An 18972-nucleotide genomic window follows, 5' to 3' on the forward strand; every position below is an offset into this window, starting at 1 on the left:
AATGCCGCATATTCTGATCGTCGAAGACGAAACCATCATCCGCTCGGCCCTGCGTCGCCTGCTCGAGCGGAACCAGTACCAGGTCAGCGAGGCCGGCTCGGTGCAGGAAGCCCAGGAACGCTTCAGCATTGCTACCTTCGACCTGATCGTCAGTGACCTGCGCCTGCCAGGCGCGCCCGGAACCGAGCTGATCAAGCTGGGCCAGGGCATACCTGTATTGATCATGACCAGCTACGCCAGCCTGCGTTCGGCGGTCGACTCCATGAAGATGGGCGCTGTCGACTACATCGCCAAGCCCTTCGATCACGACGAGATGCTCCAGGCGGTCGCGCGTATCCTGCGTGATCGTCCGAGCGCTCCGACCCCCGTGGCCGAGCCCCGCGTCGGCGGTAAACCTGCCACGACCGAGAAAGCGGCCGCCAACGGCGAGATCGGCATCATCGGCTCCTGCGCCCCCATGCAGGACATGTACAGCAAGATCCGCAAGGTCGCTCCCACCGACTCCAACGTGCTGATCCAGGGCGAGTCCGGCACCGGCAAGGAGCTGGTCGCTCGGGCACTGCACAACCTTTCTCGCCGAGCCAAGGCTCCGATGATCTCGGTGAACTGCGCGGCCATTCCCGAAACGCTCATCGAGTCCGAGCTGTTCGGGCACGAGAAAGGCGCATTCACCGGTGCCAGCGCCGGCCGTGCGGGACTGGTCGAGGCGGCCGATGGCGGCACGTTGTTCCTCGACGAGATCGGCGAGTTGCCCCTCGAGGCCCAGGCGCGTCTGCTGCGGGTGCTACAGGAAGGCGAGATTCGCAGGGTGGGCTCGGTACAGTCGCAGAAGGTCGACGTGCGCCTGATCGCCGCGACGCACCGAGACCTGAAGAACCTGGCCAAGATCGGCCAGTTCCGTGAAGACCTTTATTACCGACTGCATGTCATCGCCCTCAAGTTGCCGGCCCTGCGCGAGCGCGGGAGTGACGTCAACGAGATTGCCTCCGTGTTCCTGGCTCGTCAGAGCGCGCGCATCGGTCGCGACGACCTGCGTTTCTCCCATGAAGCCGAACAGGCGATCCGTCATTACAGCTGGCCGGGCAACGTCCGCGAGTTGGAAAACGCGGTGGAGCGCGCGGTGATCCTCAGCGAGAGTCCGGAAATTTCCGCCGAGCTGCTGGGCATCGACATCGAACTGGGCGATCTGGAGGACGATGACGGCTTCGCCACCGCCCCCAATACGACTGGAACCGGCGGTAACACTAGCCATGAGCCGACCGAGGACCTTTCGCTGGAAGACTACTTCCAGCATTTCGTCCTTGAACATCAGGACCACATGACCGAAACAGAGCTTGCTCGCAAGCTTGGGGTCAGCCGCAAATGCCTGTGGGAACGACGCCAGCGTCTCGGCATACCTCGCCGCAAGAGCGGAGCCATCAGCGAGTAACCTCCTTGGGGGCTGCAGCGCAGCCCCGCCGCCGTATCGTCTGCGCCTCTCCCACCTCCCGTAACAATTCCCACCCTTAAAAATCTGTTACCGCATGCGCCTCGTCGTAACAGCCGCCGGGGCGTACGGTAACGGAACGCGACGTTTTTTAACCGAGCTCAGCTCTCGGAAAAACGGCAAATCCTTGATTTTACTGGATTTTCTAAAGTTGGCACGGCACCTGCTATATTTCTGGTACAAGAACAATAACAAGCACTGCAAAAACAGAATAAGAACAAGACGAAACGGCTCACGCATAACAAGAACAAGACGGCGGAGGCGCAGCTAACTGATTCTTTTGGAGAGGCGTTGTGTTTGGGGTTGCCCCACGACCAGGCAGAGAACAACAAGAACTGCACTAAAGCAGAGCCTGAACTGGTTGGATCGATCGATCAGCATGACACAGCGATCAAAGCAATCCGTTTGCTCTTGACTCCCGAATTGGGAGTCGTCCATGAATTCGTGATTCGTGGACCGGGCACTCTACAAAAACAAGAAGCCCAGCAAAAAAACAATAAGAGCAGGCAATGACATTCTTGGGGAGCTTCGGCTCCCCATGTCGTTTCACCCCCCCTCGGACAGGCGTTTACGACCGCCTACACCATTCCCTGAGTAAATGCTAGAATCCCCGCCCATCATGCGGCCATTCTCCTATTCTTGGCCGAACATTCCTTCAAACAGTGCATCCCATGCTGAAGAAGCTGTTCCAGTCGTTCCGTCCTCCCATCGGTGGTCAACACCACAGGCGTACCACGCCTGAGGTGATCAATAGCGCTCAACACTCGCTGCAGCGAAGCCAGTTCAGCCGCCACGCCGTGGGCATCGTCGAGCGCCTGCAAACCGCCGGCTACCAGGCATACCTGGTCGGCGGTTGCGTGCGCGATCAACTCCTGGGCATCCCTCCCAAGGATTTCGACGTCGCCACCAGCGCCACGCCAGAACAGGTGCGTGCCGAGTTCCGCAATGCGCGCATCATTGGCCGTAGATTCAAGCTCGTACACGTGCATTTCGGCCGTGACATCATCGAGGTGGCTACCTTCCGGGCCCACCACTCCGATGATGATCAGGGCGATGCCCATCGCTCGTCGCACAACGCCAGTGGGCGAATCCTGCGTGACAATGTCTACGGTACGCTCGAAGAAGACGCGCAGCGCCGTGACTTCACCATCAATGCGCTGTACTACGATCCCGTCAGCGAGCGCATTCTCGATTTCGCCAACGGCGTGCACGACATCCGCAACCGCCTCATCCGTTTGATCGGTGATCCCGCCCAGCGCTACCAGGAAGACCCGGTGCGCATGCTTCGCGCCGTGCGTTTCGCCGCCAAGCTCGACTTCGGTATCGAGAAGCACACCGTGCAGCCGATCCGCGAGCTGTCGTCGATGCTGCGCGAAATCCCGCCGGCACGGCTGTTCGAAGAGGTCCTCAAGCTGTTCCTGTCCGGGCACGCCGCATTGACCTTCGAGATGCTGGTCGATCTGCAGTTGTTCGAACCGCTGTTCCCTGCCAGCGCGCAGTCCCTCGAAGAGCGCCCGACCTATACCCATACGTTGATCAGCCAGGCTTTGGCCAATACCGATCTGCGCGTCAAACAGGGCAAACCGGTGACACCGGCCTTCCTGTTCGCCGCCCTGTTGTGGCCGGCGCTTCCGGCTCGGGCCTTGTATCTGCAAACCCAGGGCGTACCGCCGATTCCAGCCATGAATGGCGCGGCGCACGATCTGATCGCCGAACAGTGTCAGCGCATCGCCATTCCGAAGCGCTTTACCTTGCCGATCCGCGAGATCTGGGACATGCAGGAGCGCCTGCCGCGCCGTAGCGGCAAGCGTGCCGACCTGCTGCTCGACAACCCACGCTTTCGCGCCGGTTACGACTTCCTGTTGCTGCGCGAAAGCGCGGGTGAGGAAACCGATGGCTTGGGCCAATGGTGGACGGACTACCAGGAAGCCAACGACAGCGAGCGCCGGGACATGATCCGCGACCTGGGCAGCCGGGATGAAGGCGCCGCTACCGGCCAGCGCAAACGCAAGCGCAGCCCCAGCAAGCGCAAGCGCACCGACGATGACGTATTTGATTAAGTCATGACGACACGTGTCTTCGTCGGCCTGGGCAGCAATCTGGCTGAACCGGCCGAGCAGCTGCGCAGCGCCTTGCAGGCCATGGACGGGTTGGAAGGTACCCGCCTGTCGGAAGTTTCCGCCTTCTACGCCAGCGATTCCCTGCTGCCCGGGCAGCCGCGCTACACCAATGCGGTGGCGGCACTGGATACATCGCTGGCACCGCTGCCCCTGCTCGATGCCCTGCAGAGCATCGAAACCGGACAGGGGCGCGAGCGCAAGGAACGCTGGGGGCCGCGTACCCTCGACTTGGATATCCTCCTCTATGGCCATCAGGTCCTCGACATGCCCCGCCTGAAAGTGCCGCACTACCATATGCAAGCCCGTGCCTTCGTCCTTTATCCGCTAGCCGAGCTGGTGCCCGCCGACTTCTGCCTGCCGGACGGCCGCAGCCTTGCGCAGCTCCTGGCACAGTGCCCGTTCGAAGGCCTTGAGCGTCTGTAGATCAGCCATCCGCAACGACGGTAACGCCAGTAACGCTCCATTCGTAACAACCCGGTAACAGGGTGATTGACTTCGCCTACCGCCCTCACGACTATAGGCGTCCCGTGGTGCCGATGTGCCGCCTACGGTTAACGTCGACCTCCCGCGCACTCTGAGTATCCGGACCAGGCAGCGCTTTCACGCCCCCTGCGGATGTGATACGTCGCTCAGGGAGAAGGCGCATCCCGACCCGGAACGGCCCCAATACTCAAACATCACGCACGATGATGTGGCGTTCCGGAAGATCAACACACGCGTTGAGCGCCGTCTCTTTCGCAGCGGCTGAACGAGGATTTCCCCACATGCCTGAAGTAACCCTTACCACTCTGCATGGCCTGATGGCCAAGGGTGAAAAAATCACTATGCTGACCTGCTACGACGCGACCTTTGCCAAGACCGCGAGCCAGGCCGGTGTGGAAATCCTGCTGGTGGGTGATTCCCTCGGCATGGTCTTGCAGGGCCATGACAGCACGCTGCCGGTCACGACCGCTGAAATGGCCTACCACACGGCTTGCGTCAAGCGCGGTAACGAGGGCGCGCTGATCCTCGCCGACCTGCCCTTCATGGCCCATGCCACCGCAGAGCAGGCCTTTGTCAACTGCGCCACCCTGATGCAGGCCGGCGCACACATGGTCAAGCTCGAAGGCGCGGCCTGGCTCGCCGATACCATCGGCAGGCTGGCCGAGCGCGGCGTACCGGTGTGCGCGCACCTGGGCCTGACGCCGCAGACGGTCAACGTGCTGGGCGGCTACAAGGTTCAGGGACGTAATGAGGCCCAGGCGCAGCAACTGCGCGCCGATGCTGTTGCCCTGGAACAAGCCGGTGCCGCGATGCTGCTGCTCGAATGCGTTCCCACCGCGCTTGCCGCGCAGATCACCGAGGCGGTCGGGATTCCGGTCATCGGCATCGGTGCTGGGAGCGCCACCGACGGCCAAGTGCTGGTCCTGCACGACATGCTCGGACTCTCGCTCAGTGGCCGGGTGCCCAGGTTCGTGAAGAATTTCATGACCGGCCAGCCCGATATCCAGAGCGCCCTGGCCGCCTATGTGAAGGCGGTCAAGGATGTCAGTTTCCCCGCGACAGAACATGGATTCAGCGCATGAACACAGTCAAGACCGTCCGCGAACTGCGCGCCGCCGTAGGGCGTGCGCGTACTGAAGGCAAGCGTGTCGCGCTCGTGCCGACCATGGGCAACCTGCACAGTGGCCACGCCGCCCTCGTGATCAAGGCCGCCCAGCGAGCGGACTTCGTGGTCGCGAGCATTTTCGTCAATCCGCTGCAGTTCGGCGCCAACGAAGATCTCGATACCTATCCACGGACCCTTGCCGCCGACCAGGAACGCCTGCTTCAGGCCGGATGCCACCTGATCTTCGCGCCCACTGTGGATGAAATGTATCCCGACGGCATGGCGGGCCAGACACGGGTCAGTGTTCCTCACCTGTCGCAAGGATTGTGTGGCGCGAGCCGCCCAGGGCATTTCGAAGGGGTAGCGACCGTTGTCAGCAAGCTGTTCAACATGGTCCAGCCCGACTTGGCCGTCTTCGGCGAGAAGGATTTCCAGCAGCTGGCCGTGATCCGTACCATGGTGCGTGATCTCAACATGCCGATCCAGATCATCGGCGAGCCGACAGTCCGTGCCGAGGACGGGCTGGCGCTGTCTTCGCGCAATGGCTACCTGAGTACCGAGCAGCGCGCCATCGCGCCTGTACTGTTCCAGACGCTGAACCATATCGCCCGGCAGATCCGCCAGGGCAGCCGGGACTTCGATGCACTGACCGGCGACGCCGCGGCTGTCCTGCTCGAAGCGGGCCTGCGCACGGACTACCTGGAAGTGCGCCACGCACTCACGCTGCTTCCCGCGACCGCCGCCGATCGCGATCTGGTGATCATCGTCGCCGCCTACCTCGGGACTACACGCCTGATCGACAATCTGCACCTGACACTCGAGTAAATCCTTGGCCGCTGCGCCCGGGAGCATCACGACCACGCGGGCTGTGCCTATAATGATGGCCAGCCCGCAACCGCCTGCAACTGGCCGGTGCGGCGAGTGTCAAAGGCATGTCCACGCACAAGGAACTCATCTGCAATGGCGTATTACCGTACTCCCCATGATGTGACGGCCCTGCCCGCCTGGCAGGCGCTTCAGCAACACCGCGACGCCATGCAAGGCTTCAGCATGCGAGAAGCGTTCAGCAGCGACCCGAGACGCTTCGATCAGTTCTCGCTGAGCAGCTGCGGCTTGTTTCTCGACTACTCGAAGAACCTCATCACCGAGCAGACCCGAGACCTGCTGGTAAACCTGGCCAACGAAGTCAGCCTGCAGGACGCGATCAAGTCGATGTTCAGCGGCGAGATCATCAATGCCTCGGAAGGCCGCCCGGTCCTGCACACGGCGCTGCGCCGCCCGGTGGGCGACAAGCTCAGCGTCAACGGCGTCAATGTGATGCCCGAGGTGCACAAGGTACTCGGCCAGATCACCGAGCTGGTCGGCCGTATTCACGATGGCCTATGGCGCGGCTACAGCGAAAAACCGATCACCGACGTGGTGAACATCGGTATCGGCGGTTCGTTCCTCGGCCCCGAACTGGTTTCCGAAGCACTGTTGCCCTATGCCCAGCGCGGCGTGCGCTGCCATTACCTGGCCAATATCGATGGCAGTGAATTCCACGAGCTGTCGGCCAAGCTTCGCGCGGAGACGACGCTGTTCATCGTCTCCTCGAAATCTTTCAACACCCTCGAAACCTTGAAGAACGCCACGGCGGCGCGGACCTGGTACCTGGCCCAGGGCGGCTCGGAAGCCGAGCTGTACAGGCACTTCATCGCCGTATCCAGCAACAAGACCGCCGCGGTCGCATTCGGTATTCGCGAAGAAAACATCTTCCCGATGTGGGACTGGGTCGGCGGGCGCTATTCGCTGTGGTCGGCGATCGGCCTGCCGATCGCCCTGGCCATCGGCACGGCCAACTTCAAGGAGTTGCTGTCTGGCGCCTATACCATGGACCAGCATTTCCAGACCGCGCCTTTCGAACAGAACATGCCGGTACTGCTGGCTTTGCTCGGCATCTGGTATGGCAACTTCTGGGGCGCGGAAAGCCATGCGATCCTGCCGTATGACCACTACCTGCGCAATATCACCAAGCACCTGCAGCAGCTGGACATGGAATCCAATGGCAAGAGCGTCCTCCAGGACGGCTCGCCAGCGAAGACCGAGACTGGACCGGTGATCTGGGGTGGCGTTGGCTGCAACGGTCAGCATGCCTATCACCAGTTGCTGCACCAAGGCACCCAGTTGATTCCGGCGGACTTCATCGTCCCGGTGGTGAGCTTCAACCCTGTCGCCGACCACCATCAGTGGCTCTATGCCAATTGCCTGTCGCAAAGCCAGGCCCTGATGCTCGGCAAGACGCGCAGCGAGGCCGAAAGCGAGCTGCGCGAAAAAGGCATGAGCGAAGCCGAGATCGCAAGGCTCGCGCCGCACAAGGTGATTCCCGGCAACCGTCCGAGCAATACCTTGGTCGTCGAGCGCATCAGCCCGCGCCGTCTGGGTGCGCTGGTGGCCATGTACGAGCACAAGGTCTTCGTCCAGAGCGTGGTCTGGGGTATCAATGCCTTCGACCAATGGGGCGTCGAGTTGGGCAAGGAGCTGGGCAAGGGTGTCTATCAGCGCCTGACCGGCAGCCTCGAGCAGCCGGCCGATGACGGCTCCACCCAGGGGCTGATCAACTACTTCCGCAATCGTCACCGCGGCTGACTCCTGCCCCTTCGGCCCCCGACACGCTGAACGCGTCCGGGGGCTACACTGTCCTATCGATAGCCGTTGCACCTCATCCTGCCATCGATGCCGATGCCGCCATGTGCGCGAGGATGTCGTGCAGTCCACCGCCGCTATGCCGGCGCCGACTAGAGCAGGACAGGACACGCCATGTTCGATATCAGCAAATATCCCGATGCCCAAGCCGTCAGCAACGCGGCCCGGCTGTCACCTGACGACTACAGTCGCCTCTACCGCGAATCCGTCGAGGAGCCCGATGCCTTCTGGGCGGCACAGGCCGATCGCCTGGAATGGATTCGGCCCTGGACACAGGTTCAGCAAAGCGACCTGGCTACTGGCTCGGCCAGCTGGTTCGCGGGCGGACAGTTGAATGTCAGCGCCAATTGCATCGACCGTCACCTTGCCACGCGTGGCGACCAGACTGCGCTGCTCTGGGAAGGCGACGAGCCTGATGATTCCCGGGCCATCACCTATCGCGAGCTGCATCGTGAAGTCTGCCGCCTGGCCAATACCCTGAAAGCTCGAGGAGTGAAAAAGGGTGATCGTGTGTGCATCTACATGCCCATGATCCCGGAAGCCGCCTATGCCATGTTGGCCTGCACGCGCATCGGTGCCGTCCACTCGGTGGTGTTCGGCGGCTTCTCGCCCGACGCCCTGCGTGATCGCATCCTCGATGCCGATTGCCGCACGGTAATCACCGCGGACGAAGGCATCCGTGGCGGCAAGCGCATTCCCCTCAAACAGAACGTCGACCAAGCCTTGCAGAGCTGCCCGGACGTCAGCAGCGTATTGGTGGTCAAGCGCACCGGTGGCGAGACCCAATGGAGCGAAGGCCGCGATCTCTGGTATCACGAAGCCATCGACGAGGCAGACGACGAGTGCCCGCCTGAACCCATGGACGCCGAGGACCCGCTGTTCATCCTCTACACATCCGGCAGCACCGGCAAACCCAAGGGTGTGCTGCACTCCACTGCCGGCTATCTGCTGCAAGCGGCCATGACCTTCGACGTGGTCTTCGATTACCGTGACGGCGAGGTGTTCTGGTGCACCGCGGATGTCGGCTGGGTCACCGGGCACAGTTATATCGTCTACGGCCCCCTGGCCAATGGCGCGATCTCGCTGATGTTCGAAGGCGTACCGAACTACCCGAGCACTTCGCGCTTCTGGCAGGTCGTGGACAAGCACAAGGTCAACATTTTCTATACCGCCCCGACCGCATTGCGGGCGCTGATGCGCGAGGGTTCGGCACCGCTGCAAGGGTCGTCCCGGAAGAGCTTGCGCCTGCTGGGCAGCGTTGGCGAACCGATCAACCCCGAGGCCTGGGAATGGTACTTCGAGGAAGTCGGACAGAAGCGATGTCCGATCATCGACACCTGGTGGCAGACGGAAACCGGCGGCATCATGCTGAGCCCGCTGCCCGGCACCCGACGGGTCAAGCCAGGCTGCGCGACCCAACCGATGTTTGGCATCCAGCCTGTCTTGCTCGATGAAAAGGGCAAGGAAATCGAGGGGGCGGGTGCCGGTCTGCTGGCCATCAAAGCCAGTTGGCCGGGACAGATTCGGAGTGTGTATGGCGACCACCAGCGAATGGTCGACACTTACTTCAAACCGATGCCGGGCTATTACTTCACGGGTGATGGCGCGCGCAGGGACGAGGACGGCGACTACTGGATCACCGGACGCATCGACGATGTGATCAATGTCTCCGGGCACCGCATCGGCACCGCCGAAGTGGAGAGCGCGCTGGTCCTTCACGACAAGATCGCCGAAGCCGCCGTCGTCGCTTACCCTCATGACCTCAAGGGCCAGGGTATCTATGCCTTCGTCACACCCATGGGCGGGATCGAGCCCGATGATGTCCTCAGGAAGGAACTCCTGGCGCTGGTCAGCAAGGAGATCGGCAGCTTCGCCAAGCCCGAGTTGATTCAGTGGGCGCCCGCGTTGCCCAAGACCCGCTCTGGCAAGATCATGCGGCGTATACTGCGCAAGATAGCCTGTAACGACCTGGACAACCTCGGCGATACCTCGACCTTGGCCGACGCCAGCGTGGTTCAGGAACTCATCGACACACGTCTCAATCAATAGACGGCAGGCTGCGCTGGCTGCCACTGCACGACAGGACGCCATGGAAGTCATTCGCCGCCGTATCGAGAGCCAACTTCTCAGCCTGACCGGAATGGCTCTCGGTCAGCTCGACCTGGAGTCACCCAAGGGCGACCCAGGCCTGTTCGGTCCTCAGAGTGTCAGCTGGCGCGTGCATGGTGACTTCACCAGTATGATGATCGGTGGGATCAGCGCATTGCTGATGCAGATGCTTCATCCACTCGCCCTGGCGGGTGTCTGGGATCATTCCAACTTCCGCCAGGACCTGATCGGTCGCCTGCGTCGCACCAGCCAGTTCGTGTCGGGCACGACCTTCGGCTCGACCCGTGACGCAGAATGGCTGATAGAAAAAGTTCGCTCCGTTCACCTCAAGGTCGTCGGCACGGCCCCGGATGGCCGCCCCTATGCGGCAAGCGATCCGGATTTGCTGACATGGGTTCACGTGGCCGAGGTCAGCAGTTTTCTGGCCGCGCACCTGCGCTACCGCAACCCTTCGATGTCACAGGCCGATCAGGATGGCTATTACAGCGAAATCGCCTTGATAGCCGAACGTTTGGGAGCCCGGGCCGTGCCTCGCTCGACCGCGCAGGTCGCCGACTATCTCCAGCATATGCGCCCACAGTTGCAGGGGGATGCGCGCTGCCGCGAAATGCTGAGTATCCTTCTCGATGCACCGGCTCCCAGCCGCCTGGCGGAACCGGTCGGCAAGCTGATGTTGCGCGCCGGAATCGAGCTGCTTCCGGACTGGGCCACAGAGATGCTCGAACTGAGGCAAGGCCCCTTGCAGCGCATGATGATTCGTCTGGGCGTCGAACGCACCGCGCCCGTACTGCGCTGGGCCATGCGTAACGGTTCGGTGCACCGCGCCAGACGACGCATGGGCATCGGCTGAAGCAGGGATTTCGCCGACCTGCGGAACCGTTTTTACCTGCCATACTCCAAGCACTCCCGCCTGTGACAGACGACGTCGTTCATGCCCAAAGGATTGATCCGCGCCCTAGGCGCCTTGCTGGCCCTGGTGGCCCTGTACAGCCTGTTCGGCTTTCTGATTCTTCCCGGTATTGCCTTGCGCATCGCCAACCAGCAGCTGGTGACCTACGCCACGGTGCCCGCCCAGTTGCAGCGCATCGAGCTCAATCCTTTCACGCTCGAGCTGACGCTGCATGGTCTTCGGATCGGTGAACCTGGCAAGGAACAGGCAGGCTTCGAGCGACTGTACGCCAATGCGCAGCTGGACAGTCTGTGGAGTGGCGCCCTGCACCTGGAAGCCATCGAGCTGGATGGGCCGCGTACCGAGGTGCTGTTCGACAAGAACGGTAGCCTCAACCTTGAACGCCTCTTCAAGCTGCCGCCCAGCGAGCCTCAGCCGGAGGCCGCCCCAAGCGATCCTTTTCCGTTGCGTATCGGCAGCATCAAGCTCAGCAAAGGCTATGTGCGCTTTCAGGACCTGCGTCCAAGCGAGCCTATCGAGTTCCTCTACGATGCGCTCGACCTGGAGCTGAAAAACCTGAGTACCCTTCCCGACGACAATGCCGACATGACGCTGGTCGCAAACGGACCGGCAGGCGGACGTATCGATTGGTCCGGTACGCTGAGCCTGTCCCCGCTCGCCTCGGAGGGTACGCTGAAGATTACCGATGGCAAGATGAAAGCCTGGTGGCCCTACGTACGCGATGCCGTGCCCCTGGTGCTGGAAGACGGCACGATCAGCTTGAATACCCACTACAAGCTGAGCCTGGCCAAGGATACGGAGCTGCTGCTGGACAAGATCTCCATGCGTATCGCCCCCTTCGCCATCAAGGCACCGGATGGGCGCAAGCTGGCGCGCCTGGCGAAACTGGAGGTGAGCGAAACGTCAATCGACCTGGCCAAGCAGCGCGTGGTCGTCGGCAAGGTTCGCAGCGACAAGCTGGAGACCTGGGCGGCACTCGAGCAGGATGGCCAGCTCGATTGGCAGAAACTCTTCGCGACCTCGCCAGCCAAAGCCACGCCCGCGGAAATATCCGAACCCGCGACAGCCGCGCCGTCCACCGAAGCCTCTGCAGCCAACGCGCCAGGCAAGCCTTGGCAGGTGTTGCTCAAGGATGTCCAGTTACGCAACTACCAAGTGCACCTGGCCGATCGTAGTCGAAAGGAGCCGGTAGCGCTGGACGTCGGCCCGCTCAATGCAGACCTGCGTGATTTCGACAGCCTCAATCGGTCGCCCTTCACACTCAAGCTGGACACCGGCGTGGGGCGTCAAGGCAAGCTGCAGGCTTCCGGTCAGGTGAACCTGGCGCCGGTAAGCGCGCGCCTGGACGTGTCCACTCAGGACATCGATCTGCGCGTGGCCCAGGCCTACATCAGCCCGTTCATACGTCTGGAACTGCGTAGTGGCAGGTTGGCCAGCGCTCTCAAGGTCGACCTCACCAGTACCCAGCCGCTGGCCTTTACCGTGACCGGGAATGCCCAGGTCGATCAGTTGCACACCCTCGATACCATCAAGGACCGCGACTTCGTCAAATGGCAGCAGCTGAACCTGGATGGCCTGTCCTATGTGCACGGCGATGCGCTGTCGATCGACAAGGTCATGCTGCAGCAGCCCTACGCGCGCTTCATGATCAACGAAGATCGCACGACCAATATCGATGACCTGTTGATCAAGCAGCCCTCCGACACACCCGAACGCACGCAGGGCAAGCCCTCCACGGCGAGTACCGACTCTGCCGCTCGACCGCCTCTGGGCGTGCATATCGGCGAGATCAGTATTAATGACGGTTCTGCCAACTTCGCCGATTTCAGCCTGACCCCGTTCTTCGCCACCGCGGCGCAGGAGCTCAATGGCCAGATCGGGACGCTCGACAATCGCAAGCCGAATCCGGCCAAGGTGGATGTCCGGGGCAAGGTCGACCGTTACGCGCCTGTCACCATCAAAGGCGCATTGAACCCCTTCGACCCCATGGCCAGCCTCGACATCGCTACCAGCTTCCGCCGTGTCGAATTGACGACCCTGACCCCCTATTCCGGAAAATTCGCGGGTTATCGTATTCGCAAGGGGCGCCTGAACCTCGACCTGCATTACCTGATCACCAACGGCCAGCTCAAGGCCGAGAACAAGGTGGTGGTCGAGCAGTTGCAACTGGGCGAGAAAGTCGACAGTCCGGATGCCGTGGACCTGCCGCTGCGCCTGGCCGTCGCGCTGCTCAAGGACACCCAGGGCAGGATATCGATCGAGCTGCCTGTCTCGGGCGATCTCAACAACCCTCAGTTCAGCGTGATGCCGATCGTTTGGCAGACCTTGCGCAACCTCGTCCTGCGCGCGGCCCAGGCACCGTTCAAGTTCATAGGCGGCCTGGTCAGCGGTGGAGGCTCCGAAGACCTTGGTACCGTGGCGTTCGCACCGGGCTCGAGCGACCTGGCTCAGGACGCACAGGCGGCACTGGACAAGCTCGCGATCGCCCTCAAGGAGCGCCCTGCCCTACGCCTGGAAATCGAAGGTACCAGCGCCCAGGACAGCGATGGCCCACTGATCGCTCAGCAGCGTCTGGAGCGCGAGTATCAGAGTACCTGGTACAAGATCCTCCAGCGCCGTGGCGACAAGGTGCCGGCCAGCGCATCGATGTTGGCGGTCGAGGACGAGGACAAGCCGGCCATGTTGGAAGGCATCTATCGTACCCGCCTGAAGCAGCAGCCTCCGGTGGAATGGGAACAGCTCGATCGCAATGAGCGTACGGCCCGCCTGCACGATGCGGTGATCAAGACCTGGGCACAAAGCACGACACTGCTCAGATCGCTCGGGCAGGCACGGGCCAGCAGCATCAAGGATTACCTGGTTGATAAAGGCCAACTGCAAGATGACCGCGTCTACTTTATCGATACCAGCCTCGGGCAGGCTGAAGCCGACGGACGCATCGTCACGCCTCTGCATCTCGATGCGGAGTAAGCCAGGAACGAGCAGCCTGCCACGGCAGGATTGTGAGTGCGGGCAGGTGATGGGTGAATAGAAAAACCCCCGGCGCAGGCCGGGGGTTTTGCTTTATAGCGTGACCCCATCCATGTGGTCGCTGAAGCTATCCTTATTCGGCTTTCAGGCCGTCAGCCGATACGGCTTGGACGCCTTTGATTTTCTTGGTGATGGCAATTGCCATTTCTTTCTGGGATGCGGTGACTGCTACGTCGGAAGACAGGGATACCACACCTTTGTTGGTCTCGACCTTGATGTCAGTACCTGGAATACCTTTTTCGGTGACCAGGTCGGCCTTGACCTTGGTGGTGATCCAAGTGTCGGAAGTATCTTCTTTGGCCTTGGTCATCTCGCCGGCGGCCAGCGTCATTGGAGCCTGGGACTGATTCGCTTGTTGGGCGAATGCGACGTTAGCCATGGTCATGGTCAGAGCGGTAGCAGTAGCGGCAGCAATGGCGAACTTCTTCATACAAAACACTCCTGGTTTACGATAGGGCTGAGCCGATGTAACTGGCTGCAGATGTAAGGAGTGTTGCAGGGCCTGTGCCAGCTTTTTAACAACCTAAAAATCGTTAAAAATCAAAGGCTTACTAGAAATGACAATTTCTTGAATCGTGCATTTTGCATGTCGGCACAAATTACTGCATGCAAGATGCATGTCCACGGGCTTTTCACGCCAAATAAAAAAGGACCCCGTAGGGTAATGCCAGTCAGTCAAGGCCCACGATCTGCAATTGGGGCTGCTTCGCATCCCTTCGCGGGCAAGCCCGCTCCCACAAGTTGAGCGCCGAATTCAGGAACTGCGCACTTCTTGTGGGAGCGGGCTTGCCCGCGAAGGGGCGCGAAGCAGCCCCATTGGCCTTAACTGACAAGCATTACCCCACAGGGTCCTTTCTTCTAACCTGTCTCGCTTAGACGCCAGAGGCCTTGGCCGCGGCGACGTCCTTGATCGACAGCTTGATACGACCGCGGTTGTCCACATCCAGTACCAGGACTTCGACTTCCTGACCTTCCTTGAGGATATCGGTCACTTTCTCTACACGCGCATCGCTGAGCATGGAGATGTGCACCAGACCGTCCTTGCCAGGCAGGATGTTGACGAAAGCGCCGAAGTCGACGATACGCTCTACCTTGCCGACGTAGATCTTGCCGATCTCGGCTTCCGCAGTGATGCCCAGGACGCGCTGACGAGCTGCCTCGGCCGCTTCCTTGGTTTCACCGAAGATCTTGATCGAGCCGTCGTCTTCGATGTCGATCGAAGCCTTGGTCTCTTCGCAGATGGCGCGAATGGTAGCGCCGCCTTTGCCGATGACGTCACGGATCTTGTCGGTGTCGATCTTCATCGCCAGCATGGTCGGTGCGTTGGCCGACAGCTCGGTGCGCGACTGGGCAATGATCTGGTTCATCTGCCCGAGGATGTTCAGGCGAGCTTCCAGGGCCTGGCCCAGGGCGATCTCCATGATCTCTTCGGTGATGCCGTTGATCTTGATGTCCATCTGCAGCGCGGTAACGCCTTTCGCGGTACCGGCTACCTTGAAGTCCATGTCGCCCAGGTGGTCTTCGTCACCCAGGATGTCGGTCAGGATCGCGAACTTGTCGCCTTCCTTGACCAGGCCCATGGCGATACCGGCTACCGGCGCCTTCATCGGCACACCAGCGTCCATCAGGGCCAGCGATGCACCACAGACCGAGGCCATGGAGCTGGAACCGTTGGATTCGGTGATTTCCGATACCACGCGAATGGTGTACGGGAACACGTCGGCGGCAGGCAGCATGGCCTGGACCGAACGACGCGCCAGACGACCGTGACCGATTTCACGACGACCGGCACCGCCCATGCGACCACACTCGCCCACCGAGAACGGAGGGAAATTGTAGTGCAGCATGAAGGGGTCTTTCTTCTCGCCTTCAAGGGTGTCGAGCAGCTGTGCGTCACGGGCAGTACCCAGGGTCGCAACGACCAGGGCCTGAGTCTCGCCACGGGTGAACAGCGCCGAACCGTGAGTCTTGGGCAGGACACCGACTTCGATGTTCAGCGGACGCACGGTCTTGGTGTCACGACCGTCGATACGTGGCTTGCCGTTGACGATGTTCTCACGAACGGTACGGTATTCGATTTCGCCGAAGATCTCTTTGACTTCGCTGGCCGATGGCTGACCTTCCTCGCCGGAGAACTTGCCAATCGCCTGGTCGCGCAGCTCGCCCAGACGCGCGTAACGATCAGCCTTGAGGGTGATGGTGTAGGCCTGGGAAACGGCTTCGCCAACTTCGGCGCGGATGGCATTGAGCAGCTCGCTGTTGGCCGCGGCAGGTTTCCAGTCCCAGGTCGGCTTGGCGGCTTCGGCAGCCAGTTCCTTGACTGCTTTGATGACGGACTGGAACTCGTCGTGGGCGAACAGGACGGCGCCCAGCATCTGGTCTTCGGTCAGCTCCTTGGCTTCCGACTCGACCATCAGCACGGCGGTCTCGGTACCGGCCACGACCATGTCCAGGCTCGAAGCCTGCAGCTGTTCGTAGGTCGGGTTGAGCAGGTAGCCGGTGCTCTCGTGGAAGGCAACGCGGGCAGCGCCGATCGGGCCTTCGAAAGGAATGCCGGAGATGGCCAGGGCGGCCGAGGTACCGATCATCGCTGCGATGTCCGGATCGGTCTTCTTACTGGTGGAAACCACGGTGCAGACGACCTGCACTTCGTTCATGAACCCTTCCGGGAACAGAGGACGGATCGGACGGTCGATCAGGCGCGAGGTCAGGGTCTCTTTCTCGGAAGGACGGCCTTCGCGCTTGAAGAAACCGCCAGGGATCTTGCCCGCGGCGTAGGTCTTTTCCTGGTAGTGAACGGACAGGGGGAAGAAACCCTTGCCTGGATCGGCTTGCTTGGCACCGACCACGGTCACCAGCACGGTGACATCGTTATCGACGGTGACCAGCACGGCGCCGGATGCCTGGCGGGCGATGCGGCCCGTCTCGAGAGTAACGGTCGATTGACCGAACTGGAATGTCTTGATTACCGGGTTCACGGTTTCCTACCTTTTCAGTGGCTCTTGGGGGAACTGGTTCTTGCGAATTCTTGGGCAGAACGGGGAATCGGCCCCAGTGACCGTCCAGATAAAACTAGAGGTTGGGAGCCTGGCCTGCCGGGCGAAAATCGCTCGGCGAACCAGACTGCCAACCTCATAGACACGCATGACATGCTCATCGGACCCGGTGCAGGGCAGCGGGTCCGATGCATGCAACAGGCCATGCACACCACTGGCCGAGTCGCTATTAGCGACGCAGGCCCAGGCGACCGATCAGGGCGCTGTAACGGGTGGTGTCCTTGCCCTTCAGGTAGTCCAGCAGCTTACGACGCTGGTTGACCATGCGGATCAGACCACGACGGGAGTGGTGGTCCTTGCCGTTGGCCTTGAAGTGGCTTTGCAGCTTGTTGATGTTGACGGTCAGCAGGGCAACCTGCACTTCCGGGCTACCGGTATCGCCTTCTGCTTGCTTGTAGTCGGCAACGATTTGGGCTTTTTCTTCAACGCTGAGGGCCATCTGGCTTCTCCAATAAACGGATTCCGCGAACGGACTCCAATAGGCCAGGGACTTCGATCCCTGTATTCATAAGAGAGGTGTGACCATGCCTACTGACAGCCACCCTCTGATCCGACGGCACGGGCCTTCGCCCTTGCCGTCGGCTTCGATCATTCCGACCGAATCAGTCGACGCGGCGCGATGCGCCCGTCTTCGCTCACTTCACCGATACCGATGAAGCGGCCATTGTGATCTTGCACTCGAACCATGCCGAATTTCGGCGCTTCCGGCGCACGGACCGGCTGCCCATGCAGCCAGTAGAAACTACTGTGCTCGGACAGGCAGACCAGCGGCCAATCCTGCAGGCCACTGTCCGAAGGCATCAGGAAACGATCCAGCGCTTCGTTGCCACCTTCGGCATGCGCCTGTTCCAGCTCTTCCAGCGTCACCGTTTGCGCGAGCTCGAAAGGCCCGGCCTGGGTACGGCGCAGCTCGGCGACATAGGCGCCACAGCCGAGCACTTCACCAATATCCTCGACCAGCGTGCGAATATAGGTGCCTTTGCTGCAGCCTACCGACAGACGCGCACGAGTACCTTCGCATTCGAGTAATTCCAAGCGGCCAATAGTAACAGAACGCGCCTCGCGCTCCACTACCTCTCCTGCACGCGCAAGCTTGTACAACGGCTGACCGTCGCGCTTGAGCGCCGAGTACATCGGCGGTATCTGGCTGATTTGCCCACGAAAACCTGGCAGAACGGCTTCGATGTCCGAGCGACCGACGGTCACTTCACGAGACTGCAGGACTTCGCCTTCAGCATCGCCAGTGGTGGTGGTCTGGCCCATCTGCATGACCGTTTCGTAACCCTTGTCGGAATCGAGCAGGTATTGCGAGAACTTGGTCGCTTCGCCGAAGCACAGTGGCAGCACACCGGTGGCCAAGGGATCGAGGCTACCGGTATGACCTGCCTTTTCGGCGTTGAGCAACCAGCGAACCTTCTGCAGCGCGGCGTTGGAAGTGAACCCAAGCGGCTTGTCGAGCAGGATGATGCCGCTGACGTTGCGGCGAATGCGTTTGACCTGGGCCACCGCTTACTCCTCGGTGTCCGTCTTGTCGCCGGCCTGGTGCTGGCGGTCTTCGGCCACCGCACGCTCGATCAGCGCCGACAGGTGCGCACCGCGGCTAACGCTTTCGTCGTAATGGAAGTGCAGTTGCGGCACGCTGCGCAGTTGCATCACACGACCGAGGTGCAAACGCAGGAAGCTAGCCGCGCTGCTCAGAGCCTTGAGCGACTGCGGCACCGCGTCGGTGCCCTCGGAACCCATCACGGTGATGAAGACCTTGGCATGGCCCAGGTCACGGCTTACATCCACGGCAGTGATGGTCACCAGACCGACACGTGGATCCTTGACTTCACGGCGGATCAGCTCTGCCAGCTCGCGCTGCATCTGATCACCGATACGTTGGGTACGGCTGTATTCTTTTGCCATTCTTGCTACCTGTATCTAAAGCGGCAAACGCCCGGTCAGGCGTGAAGCCTGACCGGGCGCTACCTGCAGAGGCGTTACCGACC

14 protein-coding genes are annotated in these 18972 nt (G+C 61.3%); 9 read left to right on the top strand and 5 right to left on the bottom strand.

Annotation, left to right across the window (positions count from 1 at the left end):
* The first annotated feature begins 1 nt into the window (after position 1).
* The 9 genes from G7009_RS24680 to G7009_RS24720 all read left to right on the top strand — a co-directional run bounded on the left by G7009_RS24680 (position 2) and on the right by G7009_RS24720 (position 13865).
* Positions 2-1429 (top strand): sigma-54-dependent transcriptional regulator, encoded by a 1428-nt coding sequence (locus G7009_RS24680; RefSeq protein WP_181132668.1) that lies wholly within the window; start codon positions 2-4, stop codon positions 1427-1429.
* 728 nt (positions 1430-2157) lie between these two features.
* Positions 2158-3546, top strand: coding sequence for a polynucleotide adenylyltransferase PcnB (locus G7009_RS24685; protein ID WP_181132670.1), 1389 nt, complete (start codon positions 2158-2160; stop codon positions 3544-3546).
* A gap of 3 nt (positions 3547-3549) precedes the next feature.
* Positions 3550-4029, top strand: a complete 480-nt coding sequence (folK, locus tag G7009_RS24690; protein WP_181132672.1) for a 2-amino-4-hydroxy-6-hydroxymethyldihydropteridine diphosphokinase — start codon at positions 3550-3552, stop codon at positions 4027-4029.
* A gap of 341 nt (positions 4030-4370) precedes the next feature.
* Complete coding sequence (gene panB / locus G7009_RS24695; RefSeq protein WP_181132674.1) at positions 4371-5171, top strand: 3-methyl-2-oxobutanoate hydroxymethyltransferase; 801 nt, start codon at positions 4371-4373, stop codon at positions 5169-5171.
* Positions 5168-6019 (top strand): pantoate--beta-alanine ligase, encoded by an 852-nt coding sequence (gene panC, locus G7009_RS24700; RefSeq protein ID WP_181132676.1) that lies wholly within the window; start codon positions 5168-5170, stop codon positions 6017-6019. The genes panB and panC overlap by 4 nt, the downstream gene beginning before the upstream one ends.
* 135 nt (positions 6020-6154) lie before the next feature.
* A complete protein-coding gene (pgi, locus tag G7009_RS24705) occupies positions 6155-7819 on the top strand; it encodes a glucose-6-phosphate isomerase (RefSeq protein ID WP_181132678.1) in 1665 nt (554 codons plus the stop codon).
* Positions 7820-7990: 171 nt separating this feature from the next.
* Positions 7991-9925 (top strand): acetate--CoA ligase, encoded by a 1935-nt coding sequence (acs, locus tag G7009_RS24710; protein WP_181132680.1) that lies wholly within the window; start codon positions 7991-7993, stop codon positions 9923-9925.
* 40 nt (positions 9926-9965) lie between these two features.
* Positions 9966-10835 (top strand): oxygenase MpaB family protein, encoded by an 870-nt coding sequence (locus G7009_RS24715; RefSeq protein WP_181132682.1) that lies wholly within the window; start codon positions 9966-9968, stop codon positions 10833-10835.
* 81 nt (positions 10836-10916) lie between these two features.
* Complete coding sequence (locus G7009_RS24720; RefSeq protein WP_181132684.1) at positions 10917-13865, top strand: DUF748 domain-containing protein; 2949 nt, start codon at positions 10917-10919, stop codon at positions 13863-13865.
* 133 nt (positions 13866-13998) lie between these two features.
* Here G7009_RS24720 and G7009_RS24725 read toward each other — a convergent pair whose 3' ends face one another.
* From G7009_RS24725 to rbfA, 5 genes are all read right to left on the bottom strand, one after another.
* Complete coding sequence (locus G7009_RS24725) at positions 13999-14355, bottom strand: BON domain-containing protein (RefSeq protein WP_181132686.1); 357 nt, start codon at positions 14353-14355, stop codon at positions 13999-14001.
* Positions 14356-14797: 442 nt separating this feature from the next.
* Positions 14798-16903, bottom strand: coding sequence for a polyribonucleotide nucleotidyltransferase (gene pnp, locus G7009_RS24730; RefSeq protein WP_181132688.1), 2106 nt, complete (start codon positions 16901-16903; stop codon positions 14798-14800).
* 247 nt (positions 16904-17150) lie between these two features.
* Positions 17151-17420, bottom strand: a complete 270-nt coding sequence (gene rpsO, locus G7009_RS24735) for a 30S ribosomal protein S15 (protein WP_181132690.1) — start codon at positions 17418-17420, stop codon at positions 17151-17153.
* A gap of 149 nt (positions 17421-17569) precedes the next feature.
* Complete coding sequence (gene truB, locus G7009_RS24740; protein WP_181132692.1) at positions 17570-18487, bottom strand: tRNA pseudouridine(55) synthase TruB; 918 nt, start codon at positions 18485-18487, stop codon at positions 17570-17572.
* Positions 18488-18490: 3 nt separating this feature from the next.
* A complete protein-coding gene (gene rbfA / locus G7009_RS24745; protein WP_181132694.1) occupies positions 18491-18889 on the bottom strand; it encodes a 30S ribosome-binding factor RbfA in 399 nt (132 codons plus the stop codon).
* Positions 18890-18972 lie beyond the last annotated feature (83 nt).

It is taken from the genome of Pseudomonas capeferrum (genome assembly GCF_013523055.1).
Classification (GTDB): Bacteria; Pseudomonadota; Gammaproteobacteria; order Pseudomonadales; family Pseudomonadaceae; genus Aquipseudomonas; species Aquipseudomonas capeferrum_A.

Coding starts and splice junctions, on each gene's coding strand:
- rbfA (WP_181132694.1), bottom strand. CDS start 18,889: ATGGCAAAAGAATACAGCCGTACCCAACGTATCGGTGATCAGATGCAG.
- G7009_RS24680 (WP_181132668.1), top strand. CDS start 2: ATGCCGCATATTCTGATCGTCGAAGACGAAACCATCATCCGCTCGGCC.
- panC (WP_181132676.1), top strand. CDS start 5,168: ATGAACACAGTCAAGACCGTCCGCGAACTGCGCGCCGCCGTAGGGCGT.
- G7009_RS24685 (WP_181132670.1), top strand. CDS start 2,158: ATGCTGAAGAAGCTGTTCCAGTCGTTCCGTCCTCCCATCGGTGGTCAA.
- G7009_RS24725 (WP_181132686.1), bottom strand. CDS start 14,355: ATGAAGAAGTTCGCCATTGCTGCCGCTACTGCTACCGCTCTGACCATG.
- acs (WP_181132680.1), top strand. CDS start 7,991: ATGTTCGATATCAGCAAATATCCCGATGCCCAAGCCGTCAGCAACGCG.
- G7009_RS24715 (WP_181132682.1), top strand. CDS start 9,966: ATGGAAGTCATTCGCCGCCGTATCGAGAGCCAACTTCTCAGCCTGACC.
- panB (WP_181132674.1), top strand. CDS start 4,371: ATGCCTGAAGTAACCCTTACCACTCTGCATGGCCTGATGGCCAAGGGT.
- rpsO (WP_181132690.1), bottom strand. CDS start 17,420: ATGGCCCTCAGCGTTGAAGAAAAAGCCCAAATCGTTGCCGACTACAAG.
- G7009_RS24720 (WP_181132684.1), top strand. CDS start 10,917: ATGCCCAAAGGATTGATCCGCGCCCTAGGCGCCTTGCTGGCCCTGGTG.
- folK (WP_181132672.1), top strand. CDS start 3,550: ATGACGACACGTGTCTTCGTCGGCCTGGGCAGCAATCTGGCTGAACCG.
- pgi (WP_181132678.1), top strand. CDS start 6,155: ATGGCGTATTACCGTACTCCCCATGATGTGACGGCCCTGCCCGCCTGG.